This window comes from Acidovorax cavernicola (assembly GCF_003581445.1).
Genome location: NZ_QXMN01000048.1, coordinates 25,046 through 48,844 on the forward strand (window position 1 = coordinate 25,046; position 23,799 = coordinate 48,844).

20 protein-coding genes and 1 riboswitch are annotated in these 23,799 nt (G+C 68.0%); of the genes, 16 read left to right on the forward strand and 4 right to left on the reverse strand.

Annotated features, from left to right (window positions below; all coding sequences use genetic code 11):
* The gene (locus D3H34_RS26580; RefSeq protein ID WP_119557363.1) at positions 1–1,056 is read right to left on the reverse strand and encodes an esterase/lipase family protein; all 1,056 of its coding nucleotides are present in this window, start codon (positions 1,054–1,056) and stop codon (positions 1–3) included.
* A 133-nt stretch (positions 1,057–1,189) separates the two neighbouring features.
* Positions 1,190–1,265, forward strand: a riboswitch (S-adenosyl-L-homocysteine riboswitch).
* A 22-nt stretch (positions 1,266–1,287) separates the two neighbouring features.
* On the opposite strand from D3H34_RS26580, the gene metH reads away from it, so the two are divergent.
* From metH to D3H34_RS26600, 4 genes are all read left to right on the forward strand, one after another.
* On the forward strand, positions 1,288–4,050 hold the full coding sequence (metH, locus tag D3H34_RS26585; protein WP_119557365.1) for a methionine synthase: 2,763 nt from the start codon (positions 1,288–1,290) through the stop codon (positions 4,048–4,050).
* Positions 4,051–4,152: 102 nt separating this feature from the next.
* Positions 4,153–5,904, forward strand: coding sequence for an ArnT family glycosyltransferase (locus D3H34_RS26590; protein WP_286186261.1), 1,752 nt, complete (start codon positions 4,153–4,155; stop codon positions 5,902–5,904).
* Positions 5,901–6,875, forward strand: a complete 975-nt coding sequence (locus tag D3H34_RS26595; protein WP_119557369.1) for a glycosyltransferase family 2 protein — start codon at positions 5,901–5,903, stop codon at positions 6,873–6,875. Before D3H34_RS26590 ends, D3H34_RS26595 begins: the two co-directional genes overlap by 4 nt.
* A 7-nt stretch (positions 6,876–6,882) precedes the next feature.
* Positions 6,883–7,296, forward strand: coding sequence for a GtrA family protein (locus D3H34_RS26600; protein ID WP_119557371.1), 414 nt, complete (start codon positions 6,883–6,885; stop codon positions 7,294–7,296).
* Between the two features lie 28 nt (positions 7,297–7,324).
* Here D3H34_RS26600 and D3H34_RS26605 read toward each other — a convergent pair whose 3' ends face one another.
* From D3H34_RS26605 to D3H34_RS26615, 3 genes are read right to left on the reverse strand one after another with little or no spacing between them, the layout of a single operon-like run.
* Entirely contained in the window at positions 7,325–8,524 is a 1,200-nt protein-coding gene (locus D3H34_RS26605) for an amidohydrolase family protein (RefSeq protein WP_119557373.1), read from the reverse strand.
* Positions 8,470–9,237 (reverse strand): TetR/AcrR family transcriptional regulator, encoded by a 768-nt coding sequence (locus tag D3H34_RS26610; protein WP_119557375.1) that lies wholly within the window; start codon positions 9,235–9,237, stop codon positions 8,470–8,472. Before D3H34_RS26610 ends, D3H34_RS26605 begins: the two co-directional genes overlap by 55 nt.
* A 19-nt stretch (positions 9,238–9,256) precedes the next feature.
* The gene (locus D3H34_RS26615) at positions 9,257–10,030 is read right to left on the reverse strand and encodes a ferredoxin--NADP reductase (RefSeq protein ID WP_119557377.1); all 774 of its coding nucleotides are present in this window, start codon (positions 10,028–10,030) and stop codon (positions 9,257–9,259) included.
* A gap of 318 nt (positions 10,031–10,348) precedes the next feature.
* Between D3H34_RS26615 and D3H34_RS26620 the strand changes: the two genes are divergently transcribed.
* The 12 genes from D3H34_RS26620 to D3H34_RS26675 all read left to right on the forward strand — a co-directional run.
* Positions 10,349–11,968: a 6-hydroxynicotinate reductase gene (locus tag D3H34_RS26620; RefSeq protein ID WP_119557379.1), complete on the forward strand. Its 1,620-nt coding sequence runs from the start codon at positions 10,349–10,351 to the stop codon at positions 11,966–11,968.
* A gap of 3 nt (positions 11,969–11,971) precedes the next feature.
* Positions 11,972–12,877, forward strand: a complete 906-nt coding sequence (locus D3H34_RS26625) for a UPF0280 family protein (RefSeq protein ID WP_119557381.1) — start codon at positions 11,972–11,974, stop codon at positions 12,875–12,877.
* Positions 12,878–12,898: 21 nt separating this feature from the next.
* Positions 12,899–13,540, forward strand: a complete 642-nt coding sequence (locus D3H34_RS26630; RefSeq protein WP_119557384.1) for an amino acid synthesis family protein — start codon at positions 12,899–12,901, stop codon at positions 13,538–13,540.
* A 46-nt stretch (positions 13,541–13,586) separates the two neighbouring features.
* Positions 13,587–14,171, forward strand: coding sequence for an amino acid synthesis family protein (locus D3H34_RS26635; RefSeq protein ID WP_119557386.1), 585 nt, complete (start codon positions 13,587–13,589; stop codon positions 14,169–14,171).
* A gap of 66 nt (positions 14,172–14,237) precedes the next feature.
* Entirely contained in the window at positions 14,238–15,443 is a 1,206-nt protein-coding gene (locus tag D3H34_RS26640) for an ABC transporter substrate-binding protein (RefSeq protein ID WP_119557388.1), read from the forward strand.
* 80 nt (positions 15,444–15,523) lie between these two features.
* Positions 15,524–17,446 carry an ABC transporter permease gene (locus D3H34_RS26645; RefSeq protein ID WP_119557390.1) on the forward strand — a complete coding sequence of 641 codons (1,923 nt, stop codon included), beginning with the start codon at positions 15,524–15,526 and terminating at the stop codon, positions 17,444–17,446.
* Positions 17,443–18,237, forward strand: coding sequence for an ABC transporter ATP-binding protein (locus tag D3H34_RS26650; protein ID WP_119557392.1), 795 nt, complete (start codon positions 17,443–17,445; stop codon positions 18,235–18,237). The genes D3H34_RS26645 and D3H34_RS26650 overlap by 4 nt, the downstream gene beginning before the upstream one ends.
* A complete protein-coding gene (locus D3H34_RS26655) occupies positions 18,234–18,968 on the forward strand; it encodes an ABC transporter ATP-binding protein (protein ID WP_119557394.1) in 735 nt (244 codons plus the stop codon). Before D3H34_RS26650 ends, D3H34_RS26655 begins: the two co-directional genes overlap by 4 nt.
* Before the next feature lie 30 nt (positions 18,969–18,998).
* Positions 18,999–19,727: a bifunctional nicotinamidase/pyrazinamidase gene (gene pncA / locus D3H34_RS26660; RefSeq protein ID WP_119557396.1), complete on the forward strand. Its 729-nt coding sequence runs from the start codon at positions 18,999–19,001 to the stop codon at positions 19,725–19,727.
* A 59-nt stretch (positions 19,728–19,786) separates the two neighbouring features.
* Positions 19,787–20,947: an ABC transporter substrate-binding protein gene (locus tag D3H34_RS26665; protein WP_205736816.1), complete on the forward strand. Its 1,161-nt coding sequence runs from the start codon at positions 19,787–19,789 to the stop codon at positions 20,945–20,947.
* The gene (locus D3H34_RS26670; protein WP_119557398.1) at positions 20,925–21,440 is read left to right on the forward strand and encodes a (2Fe-2S)-binding protein; all 516 of its coding nucleotides are present in this window, start codon (positions 20,925–20,927) and stop codon (positions 21,438–21,440) included. Before D3H34_RS26665 ends, D3H34_RS26670 begins: the two co-directional genes overlap by 23 nt.
* Positions 21,437–23,799: xanthine dehydrogenase family protein molybdopterin-binding subunit (locus D3H34_RS26675; protein WP_147400490.1), on the forward strand; the 2,363-nt coding region annotated here is incomplete at its 3' end. The genes D3H34_RS26670 and D3H34_RS26675, both read left to right, overlap by 4 nt.

The following is a 23,799-nucleotide window of genomic DNA, read 5'->3' on the forward strand; positions in this document are numbered from 1 at the left end:
TCAGAGCCCGGCGCTCTTCAGCCGCGCGGCCTGTTCCCTGAACAGCTCCGGCACCTTCTTTTCGTAGTACGGGAATTGGCTGCCGTAGGTGTTGCCGAAGGCCTGGTTCACCTCGTCCAGGTGGTTCTGGCGGTAGTCGCCCAGGTGGGTGCCCAGGCGCGTGGTGCAGACCGCGAGCAGGCCGTCGTTGGCCTCGCCGAAGAAGAACAGGCCGCCCAGTGTCGACAGTGCCGTGTCGCTCGGGTCGAACAGGTTGAAGCCGGTCGACACGCCCGACCACGAGTAGTAGCGCACGTTGTTGACCACGGCCGCGCCGCTCTTCACGTCGCACGACGAGCCCGCGGCGGGGCGCCCCTGCGGAAACTTGGCGTCGAAGGCCGCGCCGCCCGCCGTGGTCAGTGAGGCCAGCGCGTTCAGCGGCACCTCGGGCAGCTGGCTCGGGTCCTTGCCCGAGAGAAAACCGATCAGCCCCGTCAGCAGGCCGACGGCCTTCACCACCAGGGTCTGGGCGATGCCGCCTTCGGGCAGCTTCGCGAGCAGGTCGGCCACCTTCGAGCCGCCGTTGGCGCCGCCCACCGACGTGACCGAGGCCACCATGTCCGGCGCCACCGCCGCCACGTAGCGCACCGTGGGCGAGCCCTGCGAATGGCCGATCAGGTTGAACTTGAGCGTGGGGTTCTGCTCCATCGCGCGGATGGTCTTGAGCTCCTGCAGCAGCTGCTCGCCGCGGATCTCGGAGGTGTTGGTGCCCGACACCTGCGCCACGTACACCTTGGCGCCCGCGCCGGCCAGCTTGCCGGGGATGTCGTAGAAGTAGTCGACGCCCAGCAGGTTGTCGAAGCCCAGCAGGCCGTGAACCAGCACGATCGGGTAGCGGGTCTTCGCCGTGTCGGAGGTGACGCGGGCCTCGACCCGCGTGGCGGTGTCGCTGGCGGCGGCGTGGGCCGGCGGCGCAAGAACGACGGTGGCCGCGGCGGCCAGGAAACCGCAGCTCAAGGCCACGGCGCGCATCGGGGTGGCTGCATGCTGCAACCGGACATTCCACTTCCTGGCCATCTGGCGCTCTCCCTTACGTTTGGTTAAAAACACGAACGTTCGTTCAGAAACGGTGGGCGCATTCTGTGGACACGGGCGGGAATGAAAACTGGGGTTTTCCCAGGGCGCCATCGAATCGACCTAAAATGCGCGACTTCCCAAGGAGCGTTGCAGCGGTTCGCCACAGAGGCGAATCGTCAGGCTTGGGGCGACAACGACGCTCGCCTGTTCGACTCTTCCGCAGGTGAGGCCATGTCCCAGATTCCCGCATCCGTTTCCGCTCCCGTTGCTCCCCCTCCCATGAAGCTGTCCGGCCTGGAGCCGGTCGCCATCGGCGAAGGGTCGCTGTTCGTCAATATCGGCGAGCGCACCAACGTCACCGGCTCCAAGGCCTTCGCGCGCATGATCCTCAACGGCCAGTTCGAGGACGCCCTGGCCGTCGCGCGCCAGCAGGTGGAAAACGGCGCGCAGGTGATCGACATCAACATGGACGAGGCCATGCTCGACAGCAAGGCCGCCATGGTGCGTTTCCTGAACCTCATTGCCAGCGAGCCCGACATCGCGCGCGTGCCGGTGATGGTCGACAGCTCGAAGTGGGACGTGATCGAAGCCGGCCTGCGCTGCATCCAGGGCAAGGGCATCGTCAACTCCATCTCCATGAAGGAGGGCGTCGACAAGTTCAAGCACGAGGCCAAGCTGGTGAAGCGCTACGGCGCCGCCGCGGTGGTCATGGCCTTCGACGAGAAGGGCCAGGCCGATACCTACGCACGCAAGATCGAGATCTGCGAGCGCGCCTACCGCGTGCTGGTCGACGAGGTGGGCTTTCCGCCCGAAGACATCATCTTCGACCCGAACATCTTCGCCATTGCTACCGGCATCGAGGAGCACGACAACTACGCGGTCGACTTCATCAACGCCGTGCGCTGGATCAAGCAGAACCTGCCGGGCGCGAAGGTCTCGGGCGGCGTGAGCAACGTGAGCTTCAGCTTCCGCGGCAACGACCCGGTGCGCGAAGCCATCCACACCGTGTTCCTGTACCACGCGATCCAGGCGGGCATGGACATGGGCATCGTCAACGCCGGCATGGTCGGCGTGTACGACGACTTGGAGCCGACGCTGCGCGAGCGCGTGGAAGACGTGGTGCTCAACCGCCGTCCCGACGCGGGCGAGCGCCTGGTCGAAGTGGCCGAGACCGCCAAGAGCGGCGCCAAGGACGACAGCAAGAAGCTCGAATGGCGCGGCACGCCGGAGCACCCGGTGCCGGTCAACCAGCGCCTGTCGCATGCCATGGTGCACGGCATCACGGACTTCATCGTGGAAGACACGGAAGAGGCCTACCAGGCCATCCTCGCCACCGGCGGGCGTCCACTGCACGTGATCGAAGGCCCGCTCATGGACGGCATGAACATCGTGGGCGACCTGTTCGGCCAGGGCAAGATGTTCCTGCCGCAGGTGGTGAAGTCGGCGCGCGTGATGAAGTCGGCCGTGGCCCACCTCATTCCCTACATCGAGGAAGAAAAGCGCCAGGACGAGGCCGCGGGCCGCGACGTGCGCACCAAGGGCAAGATCATCATCGCCACCGTGAAGGGCGACGTGCACGACATCGGCAAGAACATCGTCACCGTCGTGCTCCAGTGCAACAACTTCGAAGTGGTGAACATGGGCGTGATGGTCCCGTGCCACGAAATTCTGGCCAAGGCGAAGGTCGAGGGCGCGGACATCGTGGGCCTGTCGGGCCTCATCACGCCCAGCCTCGAAGAGATGCAGTACGTGGCCGGCGAAATGCAGAAGGACGACCACTTCCGCATCAAGAAGATCCCCCTGCTCATCGGCGGCGCCACCACCAGCCGCGTGCACACCGCCGTGAAGATCGCGCCGCACTACGAAGGCCCCGTGGTCTACGTGCCCGACGCCTCGCGCAGCGTGAGCGTGGCGCAGAGCCTGCTGAGCGACCAGGCCACCGCGTACATCGACGAGATCAACGCCGACTACGACAAGGTGCGCGCGCAGCACGCCAACAAGAAGCAGGTGCCGATGTGGCCGCTGACCAAGGCGCGCGCCAACAAGACGCCCGTCGATTTCGCGCGCTTCGTGCCCACGGTGCCCAAGTTCATCGGCCGGCGCGTGTTCAAGAACTTCGACCTCACCGAGCTGGCCAAGTACATCGACTGGGGCCCGTTCTTCCAGACCTGGGACCTGGCCGGCCCGTTCCCCGCGATCCTGAAGGACGAGATCGTCGGCACCGAGGCCGTGCGCGTGTACGCCGACGGCCAGCGCATGCTCAAGCGCCTGATCGAAGGCCGCTGGCTCAGCGCCAGCGGCGTGATCGGCTTCTGGCCCGCCAACACCGTGAATGACGACGACATCGAGCTGTACACCGACGAGTCGCGCAGCGAGGTCGCGCTCACCTGGTACGGCATGCGCCAGCAGACCGAGAAGCAGATGATCGACGGCGTGATGCGCCCGAGCCGCTGCCTGGCCGACTTCGTCGCGCCCAAGGACAGCGGCGTGAAGGACTACGTCGGCATGTTCGCCGTCACGGCCGGCCTGGGCGTGGAGAAGAAAGAGAAGTTCTTCATCGACGACCTCGACGACTACTCGGCCATCATGCTCAAGGCCCTGGCCGACCGGCTGGCCGAGGCCTTCGCCGAGGCCATGCACCACCGCGTGCGCACCGACCTGTGGGGCTACGCGCCCGACGAAGGCCTGAGCAACGACGACATGATTGCCGAGAAGTACCGCGGCATCCGCCCCGCGCCCGGCTATCCGGCCTGCCCCGACCACAGCGTGAAGGGCCCGATGTTCGACCTTCTGAACTGCGCGGACATTGGCATGACCCTGACGGAGAGCCTCGCTATGATGCCCGCCGCCAGCGTGAGCGGCTTCTACCTCGGTCACCCCGATGCGACGTACTTCAACGTCGGCAAGATCGGACACGACCAGTTGCAGGACCAGGCCGCGCGGCGCCATACGAGCGAATCGGAGCTCGAGCGCCTCTTGGCGCCGAACCTTTGAACCTGCCGGTTGGCCGGCCCTCCGGTGTGACCGGCCACGGGAGTTGATATTCAGAAGCTGATCTTTGCCGCCGCGCACTACGCCCAGTTCGCGGTCTTCGTGATGGCCTGCTGGGGCCTCGGTCGCACGGTGCTCGCATGGCTGCGCCCGCCCTCGCGCCGCGATGCCTGGCTCGAAGCGGCCATGGCCGCTGCGCTCGGCGTCGGCCTCTACATCTGTGCGTTCCAGGCGCTGGCCATCTTCGGGCTCTTCCGCCGCGAGGCGACGCTGGGCCTGATCGGCGCGGGCGTCGTGGCCGCCGCGTGGCAGTGGCGCGGCTGGCGCGCCGACGTGCGCGCGCTGCGCGCGGCCGCGCCTGCCGCCGCACCATGGACCCGCTACGAGCGCATCGCCGCCATCGCGCTGGCGCTGGTCGTGTTGCCCGCGCTGGTGGCGCCACTTGCACCGCCGGCCGCCTTCGACGAGCTGATGTACCACCTGCCCTATGCACGGCTGGTGGCGCAGCAGGGCACGCTGGGCATCCACGACTGGCTGCGCTACCCCTGGTTCCCGTACAACTACAACCTGCTGTACGCCGCCGCGCTGCAGGTAGGCGACGACGTGCTGCCGCACTTCCTCAACGGCCTGGCGGGCGCGCTGTCGGTGCTGATGATCTTCCGCCTGGGCATCCTGCACGCCAACCGGCTCACCGCCTGCATCGGCGCGGCCATCTGGCTGGGCATGGGCGACTACGCCAACGCGCTGATCGATATGGGCGTGGCGCTGTTCGTGCTGTCGGCCTTCGTGGCGCTGTGGTGGTGGCGTGAATCCGAGCCGCTGCGCGACGGCACGCGCTGGCTTTCGCTGGCGGCGTTCTGCCTCGGCGTGGCGGCAGGCTCGAAGTACCAGGCGCTGATCTTCCTGCCGCTGGTGGCGGTGTTCGTGGTGCGCCACGAGCGCCGCGTGCTGCGGGCCTGGGCGCCGGCGCTGCTGTGCTTCCTGATCCCGTGCATCTACTGGTACGCACGCAACGCGATCATGACGGGCGATCCCTTCAACCCGATCGGCGCGCGCGTGTTCGGCTTCAGCGAGTGGGTGCCGGCCGACTACGTGCAGCAGGTGGCCGACGTGCGCGACCACGCCGAGATGCCCAACGCGCTGATCTGGTCCGTGTTCCTCGCGCCTTTCAGCGTGCTCTGGAAGCGCTCCGCCGCTGTGCGCGCCGCAGGCTGGTTCTGCCTGTACTCGGTGGCCGTGTGGGTCGTGACCTCGCGCTACCCGCGCTACCTCATGGCCTCGTTCCCGCTGCTCGCGGTGACGGCGGCCGTGGGCTGGCAGGCGCTGTTCAGCGGCATCGCAGCGGGCGTGCGCCGCCTGCGCGGAGCCAAGGCCGCCGCACCCGTGGGTCCACGCAGCGGAGCCGGCATCGGCGACTGGGTCGTGGTGCTGCTGCTGGCCGTGCTGGCTGCCGTCTCGGTCGGCCAGACGGCCACCAAGGTGTCGATGATCTCGCTCACGCCCGAGGCGCGCGAGGCCTTCCTGCGCAAGCACGTGCCGGGCTACGGCGTGATGGACTATGTGCGCCGCAACGTGACCGGCCGCGTCTACCAGATCGCGCTGAACGAGGCGATCTACTACGGCCCCAACCCGATCTGGGGCGACACGCTCGGGCGCTGGCGCTACCGCGACTACCTGCTGCTGTCGCCCGGCGACACCGCGCGCAAGCTGGCCGCCGAGGGCTTCACCACCGTGGTCATGTCGCCCGAGATGGTGAAAGTGCTCAGCGTGCGGCCCGGCTTCGACCAGTACTATGGCCTGCTGCACGAACAAGACGGCAGCCGGGCCTACCGACTCCTTCCGACGACCGCACCATGACCGACGACCGATCTGCCTCCCTGTCCGCCATGCCGCGCATTGCCGCCGTCATTCCCTGCTTCAACGAGGCCCTGGCCATCACCCAGGTGATCGAGGGCTTTCGCGCGGCCCTGCCCGGTGCCGAGATCCACGTCTTCGACAACAACTCCACCGACGACACGGCCGCCGTGGCCCGCGCGGCCGGCGCGATCGTCACGCACGTGGCCGCGCGCGGCAAGGGCAACGTGGTGCGGCGCATGTTCGCCGACGTCGAGGCCGACATCTACGTGATGGTCGACGGCGACGCCACCTACGACACCACCGCCGCGCCGCGCCTCATCGCGCGGCTGGTCGAAGGCAACCTCGACATGGTGGTCGGCAGCCGCGTGGACGACGGCCAGGACGCGCTCACCTACCGCGCCGGCCACCGCTTCGGCAACCGGCTGCTCACGGGCACCGTGGCGCAGCTGTTCGGCGGCGGCCTGACCGACATGCTCTCGGGCTACCGCGTGTTCTCGCGCCGCTACGCCAAGTCGTTCCCCGCACTGTCGCAAGGCTTCGAGATCGAGACCGAACTCACCGTGCACGCGCTCGAACTGCGCATGCCCTACGCCGAGGAATCCACGGCCTACAGCACGCGCCCCGAAGGCTCGCACAGCAAGCTCTCGACCTACCGCGACGGCTGGCGCATCCTGAAGACCATCGGCAAGCTGTTCGTGAGCGAACGGCCGCTGCAGTTCTTCTCGATCGTCGCGGCGGTGCTCGCGCTCGGCTCGCTGGCACTGGCCGTGCCGCTGTTCATGACCTACGCGCACACCGGCCTGGTGCCGCGGCTCCCCACGGCGGTGCTCGCCACGGGGGCGATGCTGGCGGCGCTGCTGTCCTTCGTCTGCGGCGTGGTGATGCACACCGTCACGCTCGGTCGGCAGGAGGCCAAGCGGCTGCGCTACCTGGCGCAGCCCTGCGTTCGCGAGAGCCTGCGCGCGCGTTGATGCAGCGATGAAGATCGGGCGCGAGTTTCTGTCGTTCGCCGTGGCCGGCGTGATCGGCTTCGTGGTGGACGTGACGGTGCTCTACCTGCTGGCGCCGCTGCTGGGCTGGTACGGCGCGCGCGTCGTGTCGTTCCTGGCTGCCGCCACCACCACCTGGCTCTACAACCGCCGCTACACCTTCGCGGCGAGCGCGGCCGGTGCCGCCACGGGGCGCTCGGTCTGGCGCGAATACCTGGGATACCTCACGACCATGCTGGTCGGTGCGGTGCTGAACTACAGCGCCTATGTGCTCACCTTGCACTGGGTGGAAGGCCGCTGGGCTGCCGCGCTCGGCGTGGCGCTGGGCAGCATCGCGGGCCTGGGCGCCAACTTTCTCTCGGCGCGCTACTTGGTCTTTCGCTCGCACCGCAACGGCGGCTGACGCCGCCGCCGGACGCGCTCAGGCACGTTCAGTGTGCGCCTGACACCACCACCGGGATCTCGGTCGCCGGCGGGGTGTTGCGGCTGCGGCCGCAGCGCACGAGGCCGTCGATCATCACCATGCCCACGCCCGGGATGTCGCCCAGTTGCACGCTCTCGAGCAGGCCCGGCGCGGGCGAATGCTGGGCGCGGTCCATGAAGACGAAGTCGGCCGCGCGACCCACTTCGATGAGGCCGCAGTTGAGCTTGCGGATCTTCGCGGTGTTGCCGGTGGCGAAGCAGAACACCAGCTCGGCCGGGATGTTCGCGATGGACGACAGCATCGCCACCATGCGCAGGATGCCCAGTGGCTGCACGCCCGAGCCGGCCGGCCCGTCGGTGCCCAGGATCACGCGGTGCGGGCACTTCAGTTCCAGCGCCGCACGGGCCGCCGCGATGGCGACCTTCTCGTTGCCGTTGTGCACGATCTCGATGGCGCGGGAGCTCTTCTCGCACAGCTCGCACACATGCGCCTCGGGCAGCGAGGTGTGGCCGCCGTTGATGTGGCCGATGACGTCGGCGTCGGCCTCCAGCACCACGTCCTTGTCGATCAGGCCCGAACCGGGGATCGACGGGCCGCCCGTGTGGATCGTGCTCTGGATGCCGTACTTGCGCGCCCAGGCCACCATCTCCTTGGCCTCGTAGCCGGCCTTCACCGAGCCCAGGCCGACCTCGCCGAGCAGGCCCACGCCGGCTTCGGCGAGTTCCTTGAAGTCGCTCTCGACCATGCCTTTCTCGATGACCGGCGCGCCCGCCAGCACCTTCACGCCGCCGGGGCGGAAGTTGTCGAAGGCGCGCTGCGCGGTGATGGCCAGCGCCTTCAGGCCGACGATGTCCTTGGGGCGGCCCGGCAGGTGCACTTCGCCCGCGGAAATCATGGTGGTCACGCCGCCGTGCATGGTGGAGTCGATCCAGCCGATCTGGCCCTGGCGCGGGGTCCAGTCGCCGAACACCGGGTGCACGTGGCTGTCGATCAGGCCGGGCGCGACGCAGGTCTTCCTTGCGTCGATGACGGTCTGCGCGCCTTCGAGGTCGCAGTCCTTTTCCTTGCCGACCGCGACGATCAGGCCATCGTTCACGACGAGGGTGTCGGCGTCGAGGATGGGCTTGTCGATGTCGCCCGAGAGCAGCAGCCCTATGTTCTTGATGACGACCTTGCCCGACTTTGCGCCGGCTGCGATTTCTGCCATTTCGTGTTGTCCTCGTCGTGGGGTGGGGAAGATGTGTTGTCGCTCGCCTCGTCCGCGCGCACGGTGCGCAGCACGGTCTCGATCACGAAGTCTTCCCAGTGCGCGACCGCTTCCGGCGATTCCATCGGCTCGCCGAGGAAGGCGGTGAGCGTGTGCCGGTTCGAGGTGTAGAAATAGCCGGTGGACGCGATCAGCAGGTAGATGTCGCGCGCCACGAGGTCGGTGCGGAACAGGCCCTGGGCCGCGCCGCTGGCAAGAATTTCGGAAATGATGGCCACCGCCCGCGACGAGTACTCACGCGCCCGCAGCGACTTCGAGATGTGCCGGCCCTTGTGCAGGTTCTCGGTGTTCAGCAGCGTGACGAACTCGGGGTTGCGGCGGTAGTAGCCCAGCACGAAGCGGATGACTTCGGTGAGTGCCTCCACGGGCCGCGAGGCGTCGAGTGCGATGGCGGCCTCGGCGTCGTCCATGCGCTGGTAGATGCCCTCGAGCACCGCGATGAACAGGCCCTCTTTGCTGCCGAAGTAGTAGTAGATCATCCGGTCGTACGACTTGGCGGCCTTGGAGATCTTCTCCACGCTGCCGCCGTCGTAGCCGTACTTGGCGAACACCTTGGTCGCCGCCTTGAGGATGCTGTCGCGCGTGGCCTGGGCCGCGGCCTCGCGAACGCCGGTGCGGCGCTGGGGCTTGGCTGCGGTGCGGCTGTCGGCCATCGTGCGCGCGGCGTCCTGCTTACTTCTCGGCGAAGGCGCGCTCGACGACGAAGTCGCCCGGCGTCGAGGTGTTGCCTTCCTTGAAGCCGCGCTTTTCCAGGATGTGCTTCAGGTCGACCAGCAGGCCGGGGCTGCCGCAGAGCATGACGCGGTCTTCCTCGACGTTGATCGGCGGCAGGCCGAGGTCGTCGGTGAGCTTGTTGCTCTCGATCAGGTCGGTGACGCGGCCCTGGTTACGGAACTCCTCGCGCGTGACCGTGGGGTAGTACAGCAGCTGCTTCTCGATCATCTCGCCCAGGATCTCGTGCTTGGGCAGGTGGTCGAGCACGAGGTCGTGGTAGGCCAGCTCGTCGACCTGGCGCACGCCGTGCACCAGGATGACCTTCTCGAACTTCTCGTAGGTCTCGGGGTCGCGGATGATGCTCATGAACGGTGCCAGGCCGGTGCCCGTGCCGACCAGGTACAGGCGCTTGGCCGGCAGCGTGTAGTCGATGAGCAGCGTGCCCGTGGGCTTGCGGCCCACGATGATGGTGTCGCCCACCTGGATGTGCTGCAGCTTCGAGGTGAGGGGGCCGTCTTCCACCTTGATGCTCAGAAACTCGAGGTGCTCCTCGTAGTTCGCGCTCACGATGCTGTAGGCGCGCAGCAGGGGCTTGTTGTTGACCTTCAGGCCGATCATCGTGAAATGACCGTTCGAGAAGCGCAGCGCCGGATCGCGCGTGGTGGTGAAGGTGAACAGGCGGTCGGTCCAGTGGTGGACGCTCAGGACGCGTTCTTCGCTGAATGCACTCATACGGAACTCAGTTGGTTGGAAACAGTGGAATACGGAGCCGGGATGCTCGCCAGCAGCGTGGCGGCGGTCAACCGGCTACAGCCCCCCGATTGTCGTCGGTCGGCAAAAACCCCGAGAGAAAACACCATTGCAAGCATCGGGCCCGTTTGCTACATTGATCTTTGATGTAGTGAATGCAACATGAAAGTGTAGGGGATGCTACACAAACGAAAGCCGGCGCACAAGCACCTGTACGGCACGTTTGTTGCAAACCCCGCAGGGCCTCCCGCCTTTGCGCCGGCACGAAACAACGCACCGCACACAACGAGAAACGCCCCGATGACAGAACACACCAAGACAGATGGCCTGCCCGGCATCGACCTGCCGCTGGTCGCCGAAGCGGGCGCCGCCGGCTTCGGCAAGGCGCCGCTGCGCAACGAGAAGATGAGCAGCGCCAAGGTCGAGTGCAACGCCTGCCCGGTGCTGTGCCAGATCTCCGACGGCCGCACCGGCGCGTGCGACCGCTACGCCAACCGCCAGGGCGTACTGGTGCGCGTCGACCCCGTGGTGCTGCTGCGCCGCACGCTGGCCAGCGAACAGCCGGCGCTCGTGCCCTTCGACCGCCCCGGCGCCGAAGCGACCGAAGCCGATGCAGCGCCCGACTGGAACGGCGACCTGCTGCACGCCGACGAGGTCTTCGTCACCGGCGTGGGCTCGTCCACCACGTACCCCGACTACAAGCCCGCGCCTTTCATCGTGGCCTCGAAAGCCCAGGGCGTCGACATGGTCACTGTCGTCACCGAGGGCATCTTCAGCTACTGCAGCTTCAAGGTGAAGATCGACACCGACCGCTTCCTGGGCGCCGAGCAGGCCAACGTGCGCTACAGGGGCGAGGTCGTGGGCCATGTCACCACGGCCGAGTACGGCTCGCAGATGCTGTCGCTGGGCGGCGTGCACCACCTCACCGGCGGCAGCAAGAAGGAAGGCCGCATGACGGCCGAGCTGATGCAGCTGCTGGGCAACAAGCAGGCCGTCGAATGCACCATCGACGGCGGCGCCAGCCTCGTCATCCAGGCCGGCAAGGCGCCCATCGTCAACGGCGTGGAAGAACAGCGCATGCGCGTGGGCTGCGGCTCGGCGGCGGTGGGCATCTTCGCGCGCCAGTTCGCCGGCGTGGCCGACGAGGTGGTGGTGGTCGACGACCACATCACCGGCGTGCTCACCGAGCACCAAGCCGGCCGCTGCCTCGACATGGCGCCCTCGGGCATCCAGATGCTGGGCCGCAAGTCCACGCCGGGGCGCTACTTCCAGGTGGCGAACCCGGGCAACGGCTGGGGCGGCACCGACATCGCCGATCCGCTCGCGATCATCGAAGGCTGGGAAGAGGGCGTCGCCCGCCCCGGCCTGCGCCTGCTCATGACCTCGACCACCGGCGAGCACGCGCAGTGGTACGTGCTCGACGAGGCGCTGAAGCCGGTCGAACAGGAGATGCCCGTCGAGGTGAAGCGCATCGTCGATCGCATCGGCGAGAACTGCGAGCCTTCGCTGTGCACGGTGCTGTTCCTTGGCGGCGCGGGCGGCAGCCTGCGCGCGGGCGTCACCGAGAACCCGGTGCTGCTCACGCGCGCCATCAAGCGCGCGCTGGTCAATGTCACCTGCGGCGGCGCGCCGGCCTATGTGTGGCCCGGCGGCGGCATTACCGTGATGGCTGACGTGATGCGCATGCCCGACAACAGCTTCGGCACCGTGCCCACGCCCGCCATCGTCGCGCCCATCGAATTCAGCATGCGGCTGGCCGACTACGAGATGCTCGGCGGGCACATGGAGCATGTCTTCCCGCTGGAGCAGGCGCTCGCGCGCGGTGCGTGGCAGGAAGACGGCGCACCGTTGGCGCGCCAATGGCTTGTCGTCGACGATGTGAATCCGTGGCCGCTCGGCCATGCCCCGATGCTGGGCTGAAACATGTCTGCCCAACGCACGGCGCTCGACGCGAGCCGCTGGCACTTCAACCACGGCCCGATCGACATCGTGGCCGAGGCGCACGGCGACCCGTACGCCGTCGCGGCCGCGCACGACGCGGCCTGGGCGCGCTTCGGCCATGTGCTCGACGAGCTGGTGCGCGAACTGCCGCAGCTGCGCCTGCCCGTGACCGCGCGCCAGCGACCACGCGGCGTGGTCGCGCGGCGCATGTGGGACGCGTGCGATGCCTTCTCGCCGCTGTTCATCACGCCCATGGCGGCCGTGGCCGGCAGCGTGGCGCAGGAGCTCATCGCCTTCTACGACCGGCCCGGCATCGAGCGCGCGTGGATCAACAACGGCGGCGACATCGCGCTGCATCTCGCGCCCGGCCACGCCGCGCGCGTGGGCGTGTTCGCCGACCTCGCGCGTTTCGACTGGCGTGACGCCGGCGGCATCCTCACCACCGACGGCCAGTTCGAGCTGCACGACGACCAGCCCGTGCGCGGCGTCGCCACCAGCGGTTGGCGCGGCCGCAGCTTCTCGCTGGGCATCGCCGACAGCGTGACGGTGCTGGCCGCCACCGCGGCGCAGGCCGATGCCGCCGCCACCGTGATCGCCAACGCGGTCGATGTCGACGACGCCGCCATCCAGCGCCTGCCCGCCAGCGAATGCAAGGACGACAGCGACCTCGGCGACACCCTCGTCACCGTCGATGTGCCACCGCTTGCGCCCGCGCAGGTGCACCATGCACTCGATGCGGGCGCGGCGTGCGCCGAAGTCCTGCGGAAACGGGGGCTCGTGTGGGCCGTTCTCATCGTTTGCCAGGGGCAGTGGCGGCTGGTGGAACCCTTATGCTCGAAGTCGCTGGACGTCGCGCTGCCCGAAGCAGTTGGTTCAGTATTTGCTTAACGAAAAGCAAGGTTCTTTTTCATGATCGAAATCCGTCGCGTCTTCACCCATGTCGAGCACATCCACCACGAGTTCGGACCGCGTGCCGAAACGCCGCTGGTGCGCGGTGCCATCGGCGCGGTGCTGACCAATCCTTTCGCGGGCCGCTACGAGCCCGACATCCTGCCGATGATGGCGCTGCTCGACCCCGTGGGCGTCGACATGGCGCACAGGCTGCACGCCGCCATGGACGTGCCCCTCGAACAACTCGCCACCTACGGCAAGGGCGCCATCGTCGGTGCCGACGGCGAGCTGGAGCACGGTGCGCTGTGGCATGTGCCCGGCGGCTACGCGATGCGCGAACTGCTCGGCTGGAAAGGCAGCCGCGCGGCCTACACGGCCGGCAAGGCCGAGGAGAAGACCGGCCAGCCTGGCAACGCGCTGTCGATCGTGCCCTCCACCAAGAAGGTCGGCGCGCCCGGCACCACGCTCGACGTGCCGCTCACCAACATCAACGCCAGCTACGTGCGCGGCCAGTTCGATGCCATCGAGGTGCGCGTGCCCGGTGCACCCGCAGCCGACGAGATCGTCTTCATCCTCGCGATGAGTACGGGCTATCGCGTGCATGCGCGCGTCGGCGGCCTGCTCGCCAAGGACATCAGCAAGTGGGACGGCCTGCGCTGATTCCACACGCTCAGATACCAAGAGACAAGACAAGGACTCACAGAACATGACCGCCAACATCCGCAAGCTCGTCATCCAGGTCGATGAAACCCGCAAGGAAATGGGCCAGGACATCACGCCGCCCACGCGCCGCGCCGTCGCCATCGCCGTCATCGAGAACCCCTACGCCGGCCGCTACAGCGAGAACCTCGACGAGCTGATCGCCATCGGCGAGGAGCTCGGCGCGTTGCTGGGCCAGAAGGCCGTGAAGGCGCTGGGCATCGAACCCGGCCAGGCGCAGAGCTACGGCAAGGCCGCCATCGTCGGCGAGCGCGGCGAGCTGGAACATGCCGCCGCGATCCTGCACCCCAAGCTCGGCGCGCCGTTGCGCGTGGCGGTCGAGAAGGGCGCGGCGCTCGTGCCTTCGGCCAAGAAGCAGGGCACGCTGGGCACCCCCATCGACGTGCCGCTCGGTCACAAGGATGCGGCCTTCGTGCGCAGCCACTTCGATGCCATCGAGGCCCGCGTGGCCGATGCGCCGCGCGCCAACGAGATCGTCGTCGCCGTGGCCGTCACCGACAGCGGCCGCCCGCTGCCGCGCATCGGCGGCCTGCAGGTCAGCGAGATCAAGGGCGAAGACGGTCTGCGCTGAGCGCGCTGTCTTCGCATCGTCACCGTATCGCGTTTTTATTGTTGTTCGAAACCAAGGAGCTTCCCGATGAATCCTTTGCGCCATGTTTTCTGCGCCGCTTCCGTCGTCACGCTGGCTTCGGCCCTGGTCCCCGCGCATGCGCAGGGCGTGATCAAGATCGGTGAAATCAACAGCTACAAGGCGCAACCCGCCTTCCTCGAGCCCTACAAGAAGGGCATGGAACTCGCGGTCGACGAGATCAACGCCAAGGGCGGCGTCAACGGAAAGAAGCTCGAGCTCATCAGCCGCGACGACAACGCCAACCCCGGCGATGCCGTGCGCGTGGCCGAAGAACTCATCTCGCGCGAGAAGGTCGATGTGCTGGCCGGTGCCTTCCTCTCGAACACGGGCCTGGCGCTGACCGACTTCGCCAAGCAGAAAAAATTCTTCTACCTCGCCGCCGAGCCGCTGACCGACAAGATCGTCTGGAGCAACGGCAACAAGTACACCTACCGCCTGCGCCCCTCGACCTACATGCAGGTCGCGATGCTGGTGCCCGAGGCTGCCAAGCTCAAGAAGAAGCGCTGGGCCATCGTGTACCCCAACTACGAGTACGGCCAGTCGTCGGTCGCCACCTTCAAGACCCTGCTGAAGGCCGCCCAGCCCGACGTCGAGTTCGTCGCCGAGCAGGCTCCGCCGCTGGGCAAGGTCGATGCGGGCAGCGTGGCGCAGGCATTGGCCGACGCCAAGCCCGATGCGATCTTCAACGTGCTGTTCGGCGCCGACCTTTCGAAGTTCGTGCGCGAAGGCAACACGCGGGGTCTCTTCAAGGACCGTGAAGTCGTGAGCGTGCTGACCGGCGAGCCCGAGTACCTCGACCCGCTGAAGGACGAAGCGCCCAACGGCTGGATCGTCACCGGCTACCCCTGGTACGGCGTGAAGACGGCCGAGCACAAGGCCTTCAACGACGCCTACCAGGCCAAGTTCAAGGACTACCCGCGCCTGGGTTCGGTGGTGGGCTACAGCGCCATCTACTCGATCGCGGCCGGCGTGAAGAAGGCCGGCAGCACCGACACCGAGAAGCTGGTCGCCGCCTTCAAGGGCCTGCAACTGGACACCCCCTTCGGCAAGATCAGCTACCGCGCGCAGGACAACCAGTCCACCATGGGCGCGTACGTCGGCAAGACCAAGAACGACGGCGGCAAGGGCGTGATGGTCGACTACGTTTACCTCGATGGCGCGAAGTTCCAGCCCACCGATGAAGAAGTGAAGAAGATGCGCCCCGCCGATTGATTGCGCGGCTCCCGCAACGCGCCTGTCGCCACTGATCGTTGGCGGCGAGGCGCGGTGTCTCCAGTTTCCTCAGGGTCCTTATGAGCTTTTCAGGCTTCGTTGTTCAGTTGCTCAACGGGTTGGCTGGCGCGTCCTCGCTGTTCCTGGTGGCGGCCGGTCTCTCGTTGATCTTCGGCGTGACGCGCATCGTCAACTTCGCCCATGGGTCGTTCTTCATGGTGGGCATCTACGTCGCGTACACGCTGGTCGAAAAGCTCGGCCCGAGCGTGGGCTTCTGGCCTGCGCTGCTGATCGCGGCGATCGCGGTGGGCGTGCTGGGCGCGCTCATCGAGGTGCTGCTGCTGCGCCGCATCTACAAGGCGCCCGAGCTGTTCCAGCTGCTCGCCACCTTTGCGCTGGTACTGGTCATCAAGGACGCGGTGCTGTGGCTCTGGGGGCCTGACGAATTGCTCGGACCGCGCGCACCGGGCCTGAAGGGTTCGGTCGAGATCCTTGGTCGCCAGTTTCCTTCCTATGACCTGTTCCTGATCGTCGTTGGCCCGGTGGTGCTCGGCCTGGTCTGGCTGCTGCTCACGCGCACGCGCTTCGGCACGCTGGTGCGCGCCGCCACGCAAGACCGCGAGATGGTCAGCGCACTGGGCGTCAACCAGGCCTGGCTGTTCACCGCGGTGTTCGCGCTCGGCGCGTTGCTCGCGGGCCTGGGTGGCGCGTTGCAGCTGCCGCGCGAACCCGCCACGCTCGAGATGGACCTGAACACCATCGGCGCCGCCTTCGTCGTCGTCGTGGTCGGCGGCATGGGCTCGCTGCCCGGCGCCTACGTGGCCGCGCTGCTCATCGCCGAGATCAAGGCCGTGTGCATCTGGCTGGGCGTGGTGCAGATCTTCGGCATCGACGTGTCGTTCTCCAAGCTCACGCTGATGGTCGACTTCCTCGTGATGGCCGCCGTGCTGGTTTGGCGCCCGTGGGGTCTGTTCGGCCGGCCGCAGGCGCCGAGCCGCTACGTCGGCATGCAGGAAGAACCGCTGCGCCGTCCGAGCACCGCCTATGTCGTGGCCGCCGCCGGGCTTGCGCTGGTGCTCGCCGCGCTGCCGCTGCTGACGGCCGGCTCGCCCTACACCACGGTGCTGATGATCGACCTGCTGATCGCCGCGCTGTTCGCGACCAGCCTGCACTTCATCATGGGCCCGGCCGGCATGCACTCCTTCGGCCACGCCGCGTACTTCGGCCTCGGTGCCTACGGCGCGGCGCTGCTGGTGCGCGCGCTGCACCTGCCGATGGAACTGGCGCTGGTCGTCGCGCCGCTGGTGGCCGCGCTCGGCGCCTTCGTCTACGGCTGGTTCGCGGTGCGACTGTCGGGCGTGTACCTGGCGATGCTCACGCTCGCCTTCGCGCAGATCACCTGGGCCATCACCTACCAGTGGGACAGCTTCACGGGCGGCAGCAACGGCCTGACCGGCGTGTGGCCGTCCGAGTGGCTGTCGAACAAGCAGGTCTACTACTGGCTCACGCTGGTGCTCGTCGGCGCGGGCGTGTGGTGGTTGCGCCGCGTGTTGTTCTCGCCTTTCGGCTATGCGCTGCGCGCGGGGCGCGATTCGGTGCTGCGTGCCGACGCCATCGGCATCGACGTCAAGCGCATGCAGTGGGCGGCCTTCGTCATCGCCGGTACCGTGGCGGGTCTGGCCGGGGCGCTCTATGCGTTCTCGAAGGGCAGCATCTCGCCGGAGAGCCTGTCGGTCGGCAAGTCGGTCGACGGCCTCGTGATGGTGCTGCTGGGCGGCATCCAGACGCTGGCGGGGCCGGTGGTCGGCGCCGTCACCTTCACCTGGCTGCATGACACCGTCGCGCGCAACACCGACTACTGGCGCGCGATGCTCGGCGCCATCATCCTGATCCTGGTGCTGCTGTTCCCGCAGGGCATTGCCGGATCGATCAAGCAACTCGTCGACCGGTGGCGCGCACCGAAGGATGAAGCCGATGCCAAGCTCAAGGAGGTGAAGGCATGAGCCTCCTCAAAGTCACGAACCTGGGGAAATCGTTCGGCGGCGTGAAGGCCGTGGACGGCATCAGCTTCGAGCTGCCGCCCGGCGAACTGCTCGCGCTCATCGGGCCCAACGGCGCGGGCAAGTCCACCACCTTCAACATGGTGAACGGCCAGCTCAAGGCCGACCAGGGCTCGATCACGCTCGACGGCCACGAGCTCGTGGGCCGCAAGCCGCGCGAGATCTGGCGCAAGGGCGTGGGCCGCACCTTCCAGATCGCCGAAACCTTCGCTTCGCTCACCGTGGTCGAGAACGTGCAGATGGCGCTGCTCTCGCATGACCACAAGCTGTTCTCGATGTGGCGCCGCGCGGCCGACCACAAGCGCGACGAGGCGCTGGCGCTGCTCGACCAGGTCGGCATGAAGGCGCAGGCCGACCGGCCCTGCAGCGTGCTTGCGTATGGCGACGTGAAGCGTGTGGAGCTCGCCATCGCCATGGCCAATTCGCCCAAGCTGCTGCTGATGGACGAGCCCACCGCCGGCATGGCGCCCAAGGAGCGCAACTCGCTCATGGCGCTGACCAAGGACCTCGTCATCCAGCGCGGCATGGCCGTGCTCTTCACCGAGCACAGCATGGACGTGGTGTTCGCGTATGCCGACCGCATGATCGTGCTCGCGCGCGGGCGCCTCATCGCGCAGGGCAAGCCGCTCGAAATCCGCGACCACCCGAAGGTGCAGGAGGTGTACTTCGGCAGTGGCAAGACCTTCGAGAAAAAGATCGCGGAGAAAGCCGCAGCGTTGGGAGTGACAGCATGAGCACGCACGAACCCCTCTTGCAAGCCAAGGCCTTGTGCGCCTGGTACGGCGCCGCGCAGATCCTCTACGACGTCGACCTCGAAGTGCGGCGCGGCGAAGTCGTCGCGCTCATGGGCCGTAACGGCGCGGGTAAGTCGACCACGCTGAAGACGCTGATCGGCATGCTCGCCAAGCGCCGCGGCGCGGTGCGTTTCCTCGGTCACGATATTTCCAAGAGTGAGCCGCACCACGCGGCGCGCCTGGGCCTGGGCTTCGTGCCCGAAGACCGCCGTGTGTTCACCGACCTCACGGTGATGGAGAACCTCGAGGTCGGCAAGCAGCCCGCGCGCCAGTGGGCCGACGGCACGGCCGCGCCGCTGTGGACGCCCGAGCGCCTGTTCCAGCTGTTTCCCAACCTGGGCGAAATGCCGAACCGCCCGGGCGGTCGCATGAGCGGCGGCGAGCAGCAGATGCTCACCGTGGCGCGCACGCTGATGGGCAACCCCTACCTCGTGCTGCTCGACGAGCCCTCCGAGGGCGTGGCCCCGGTCATCGTCGAGCAGATGGCGAACATGATCCTGGAGCTCAAGGCGCAGGGCGTGAGCATCCTGCTGTCGGAGCAGAACATGCATTTCGCGGAGCTGGTTTCCGACCGCGCCTACGTGCTCGAGAAGGGGCAGATCCGCTATCACGCGACGATGGCCGAGTTGGCGGCCAACGAAGAAGTGCGGCGAGCCTACCTCAGCGTCTGACCGTTTCCTTCCACCACCGGAGTCCACACCATGCATCGCAGAACCGTCTTGAAGTCCGCCGCTGCCCTGGGGCTCGTCGGCAGTCTTGGGAGTTTCGGCCTTTCTTCCGCTTTCGCGGCCGGCAAGATCAGGCCCGGCGGCAAGGCCGCGCTGATCGTGGTCGACGTGCAGAACTGCTTTCTCGACGGCGGCACGCTGGCGGTGAAGGGTGGCAACGAGGTGATCCCGGTCATCAACGCGCTGGCGCCCGCGTTCGAGAACATCGTCGTCACGCAGGACTGGCACACGGCGGGCCATGCGTCCTTCGCGAGCACCTATTCGGGCAAGAAGCCTTTCGAGACCACCAAGCTCAACTACGGCACGCAGGTGCTGTGGCCCGACCACTGCGTGCAGGGCACCGAAGACGCCGCGCTCGGCAAGGACCTGAAGGTGCCGACCGCGCAGCTCATCATCCGCAAGGGCTTTCACAAGGAGATGGACAGCTACTCCGCCTTCGAGGAAGCCGACCACAAGACGGCCACCGGCCTGGCGGGCTACCTCAAGGCGCGCGGCATCAAGACCGTGTTCGTCACGGGCCTGGCCACCGACTTCTGCGTGGCCTGGACCGCGATGGACGCGCGCAAGGCCGGCTTCGAGGCCTATGTGATCGAAGACGCCACGCGCGGCATCGACCTCAACGGCTCGCTGGCCGCCGCCTGGAAGCAGATGACGGCCAAGGGCGTGAAGCGCATCCAGTCTGGCGACATCCAGGTCGGCTGACGACAAAGCCGCCGGGCAGCGCGGCAACAACGACGACAACAACAAAGAGACAGACACGCATGAAGCTTTCGATCTCAAGGCGCACCCTGATGGCGGGCGGCGCGGCCCTGGCGCTCGGCCCGGGCCTGCTGCGCCCCGCACGCGCGGACAACGGCGTGACCGACACCACCATCCGCATCGGTCAGTCGGCCGTATTCAGCGGCCCGGCGAAGGACTTCGGCGTCGACTACCGCGCGGGCATCCAGCTGTACTTCGACCGCGTCAACAAGTCGGGCGGCGTGAGCGGCCGCAAGATCGAACTCGTCACCTACGACGACGCCTACGAGCCCGCGAAGACGGCCGCCAACACGGCGAAGCTGATCGACGAGGACAAGGTCTTCGCGCTCACCGGCTACGTCGCCACGGGCAACCTCGCGGCCGCGATGCCGCTGGCGGAGAAGGCCGGCGTGCCGATGTTCGCGCCGCTGGTGGGCACGACCTCGTTCCGCACCAGGACCAACCGCTACCTGTTCCACGTGCGCGCGGGCTACGACCTGGAGCTGCGCAAGATCATCAGCCACCTCTCGACCCTGGGCATCCAGTCGATCGCCGTGGTCTACCAGGACAGCGCCTTCGGCAAGTCGAACCTCGCCACCTGCGAGCAGCTCGCGGCCGAATACAAGGTGAAGGTGGTGCAGACGCTGCCCATGGCCATCGCGGCCGAAGACGCGAAGCAGGTGATCGGCGGTCTGGCCGAGGGCCGCCCCGGCGCGGTCGTGATGATCATGGCCGGTCGCATGACCGAGGTCTTCATCCGCGACTACCGCGCGAGCGGCGCGGGCGCACCGCTGTATACGCTCTCGGTGGGCATCACCGACGCCGCCGGTTCCGCCAAGCGGCTCGACGGCAAGCTCGCTGGCCTGGTCACGGCCAGCATCGTGCCCCCGCCAAGCGCGCAGCGCGTGCCCATCGTGGCCGACTACCAGCGCGATCGCGCCGAGTTCGGCCAGAAGATCGACAGCTACACCGCGCTGGAGGGCTACATCGTCGCGCGCGTGATGGTCGAGGGCCTGCGCCGCGCGGGCAAGGCGCTCACCCGCGACAGCTTCATCGCCGGGCTCGAGAGCATCGGCAGCACGCGCTTCGGCGATTTCCCCGTCGACTACAGCGCGAAGAACCACAACGGCTCGACCTTCGTGGACCTGGAGATGTACACCCGTGACGGCCAGTTGCGGCGCTGAGCAGCCGCTGCATCTGCAGGTCAACGGCCGGGCCCACGCGCTCGCCGGCGTGCCGCGCGAAGCCACGCTGCTGCACCTGCTGCGCAACGACCTCGGGCTCAACGGGCCGAAGTACGGCTGCGGGCTCGGGCAGTGCGGTGCGTGCACGGTGCATGTCGACGGCGTGGCCGCGCGGTCCTGCGTGATTCCCGCGCATGGCGTCGCGGGGCGCGACATCACCACGCTGGAAGGCCTGGGCATGCGTGGGCGCTGGCATCCGGTGCAGGCCGCGTTCGAAGACGCACAGGCCGCGCAGTGCGGTTACTGCCTCAACGGCATGGTCATGCAGGCCGCTGCGCTGCTGGCACGCGATCCGCACGCCAGCGAGGCGCGCATCCGCAGCGAGCTGTCGGGCAACCTGTGCCGCTGCGGCACGCACATCGAGATCCTCGATGCGGTGCAGCGTGCGGCGGTGCGCTTGCGCGCGACGGCGCCGGACGCCGGGGCTGCATGACGCGTCGCGCCGACCTGCCGACGACGCGCGCCGAATTCCTCGCCGCCAACGGCGTGCTGCTCGTCGTGCGCGACGCGCCGCCTCCACCGCCGCCCGTCAAGGGCCAGCCCGCCTTCATCGCCAGCAATCCCATCGAAGGCGACGAGGTGCTGCTCGCGCTGTGGGACGACGGCAGCGTCTCCGCGCTCAACGGCCACGTCGACCTCGGCACCGGCATCCAGACCGCATTGGCGCAGATCGTGGCCGAAGAGCTCGACCTCGGCATGCCCTGCGTGCGCATGATGCTCGGCGACACCGCGCGCGCGCCGAACCAGGGCGCGACCATCGCGAGCGCGTCGATCCAGATCCATTCGCAGCCGCTGCGCCTGGCCGCCGCGCAGGCGCGCGCCTGGCTGCTCGCGCGCGGGGCCGAACGGCTCGGTGCGCCGGTCCAGGCACTGCAGGTGCGCCATGGCGTGGTCCGCGTGGCCGAGGCGCCTGAGCGCCACGTCAACTACGCGGACCTTGTCGCCGGGCAGCGCACCGTGCTGCGGTTCGATCCGCAGGCGACGCCGAAGGACCCGGCCGACTACCGCCTCGTCGGCACGCGCCAGGCGCGTGTCGACATCCCGGCCAAGCTCGCGGGCGACCTCGTGTTCGTGCACGACATGCGCGTGCCCGGCATGTTGCACGGTCGCGTGGTGCGCCCGCCGTATGCGGGCGCGGACCATGGCGACTTCATCGGCAACACGCTCGAAGCGGTCGACGAATCGTCCATCGCGCACATTCCCGGCATCCGTGCCGTGGTGGTTGTGCGCGACTTCGTCGGCATCGTCGCCGAGCGCGAGGAGCACGCCGAGCAGGCGATGCGCGAACTGCGCGTCACGTGGAAGCCCTGGCCGGGCATGCCCGACCTGAGCGACGTGGCGCAGGCCCTGCGCGACAACCCTTCGACGCAGCGGCTGCTGGTCGACGAAGGCGATGTCGATGGCGGCCTCGCGGATGTCGCACAGCCGATGCCGCGCACCTACGTGTGGCCGTACCAGATGCATGCGTCCATCGGACCGTCGTGCGCGCTGGCCGACTGGCAGCCGGCCGACGGCAGCGGCATGCAGCTGCGTTGCTGGGCCGGTTCGCAGAACCCGCATGTGCTGCGCGCCGACCTCGCGAAGCTCATGGGCGTGGAGGATGTGCAGGTCGACGTGGTGCGCATGGAGGCCGCGGGTTGCTATGGCCGCAATGGCGCTGACGACGTGGCGGCCGATGCCGCGTTGCTCGCACGCGCGGTGGGCGCACCGGTGCGCGTGCAGCTCTCGCGCGAACAGGAGCACGCCTGGGAGCCCAAGGGCGCCGCGCAGCTCATGGAGATCGACGGCGGTCTCATGGCCGACGGCCGCGTTGCCGCCTACGACTTCGAGACTTCGTACCCGTCGAACGGGGCGCCCACGCTGGCGCTGCTGCTCACGCGCACGGTCGATCCCGTGGCGCAGGCCTACGAGATGGGCGACCGTACCGCGCGCCCGCCGTACAGCTACGACAACCTGCGCGTGAAGGTCAACGACATGGCGCCGATCGTGCGCGCCTCGTGGCTGCGCGGCGTGTCGGCGCTGCCGAGTTCGTTCGCGCACGAGTCGTACATCGACGAGCTGGCGACGGCCGCCGGTGTCGACCCCGTGCAGTTCCGCCTGCGGCATCTGGACGATCCGCGTGCGGTCGAGCTGGTGCAGGCCACTGCGCAGAAGGCCGGCTGGCGCATGCGCACCGGGCCGCAGGAGAACGCCGACGGCGGACTGGGCGAGGGCGGCGACATCCTCTTCGGCCAGGGCTTTGCGTATGCGCGCTACATCCACAGCAAGTGGCCGGGCTTCGGCGCCGCATGGGCCGCGTGGGTGGCCGACGTGGAGGTCAACCGCAAGACCGGCGAGGTGCATGTGCGCCGCGTGGTCGTGGGGCACGACGCGGGCCTGATGATCAACCCGGCGGGCGTCGAGCATCAGGTGCACGGCAACGTGATCCAGACCACGAGTCGCGCGCTGAAGGAGCAGGTGCAGTTCGCGCCGCAGCAGCCGGGCGAAGCCCGGGGCGGCGCGCAGCTGCCGGGCGTGTTGCCCTCGGGCGTGGTCGCGAGCCGCGAGTGGGGCAGCTACCCGATCATCAATTTCCGCGACGTGCCGGTGATCGAGGTGATGCACATGCCGCGGCCAGGTGAGCCTTCGCTGGGCGCGGGGGAGTCGTCGTCGGTGCCGGGGACGGCGGCGATCGCGAATGCGATCTTCGATGCGACAGGGGTGCGGTTTCGTGCGCCGCCGTTCACGCCGGAGACGGTGCTGGCCGAATTGAATCGGGGTCTGCTCCCTCCCCTTTCGGGGGAGGGCGGGGG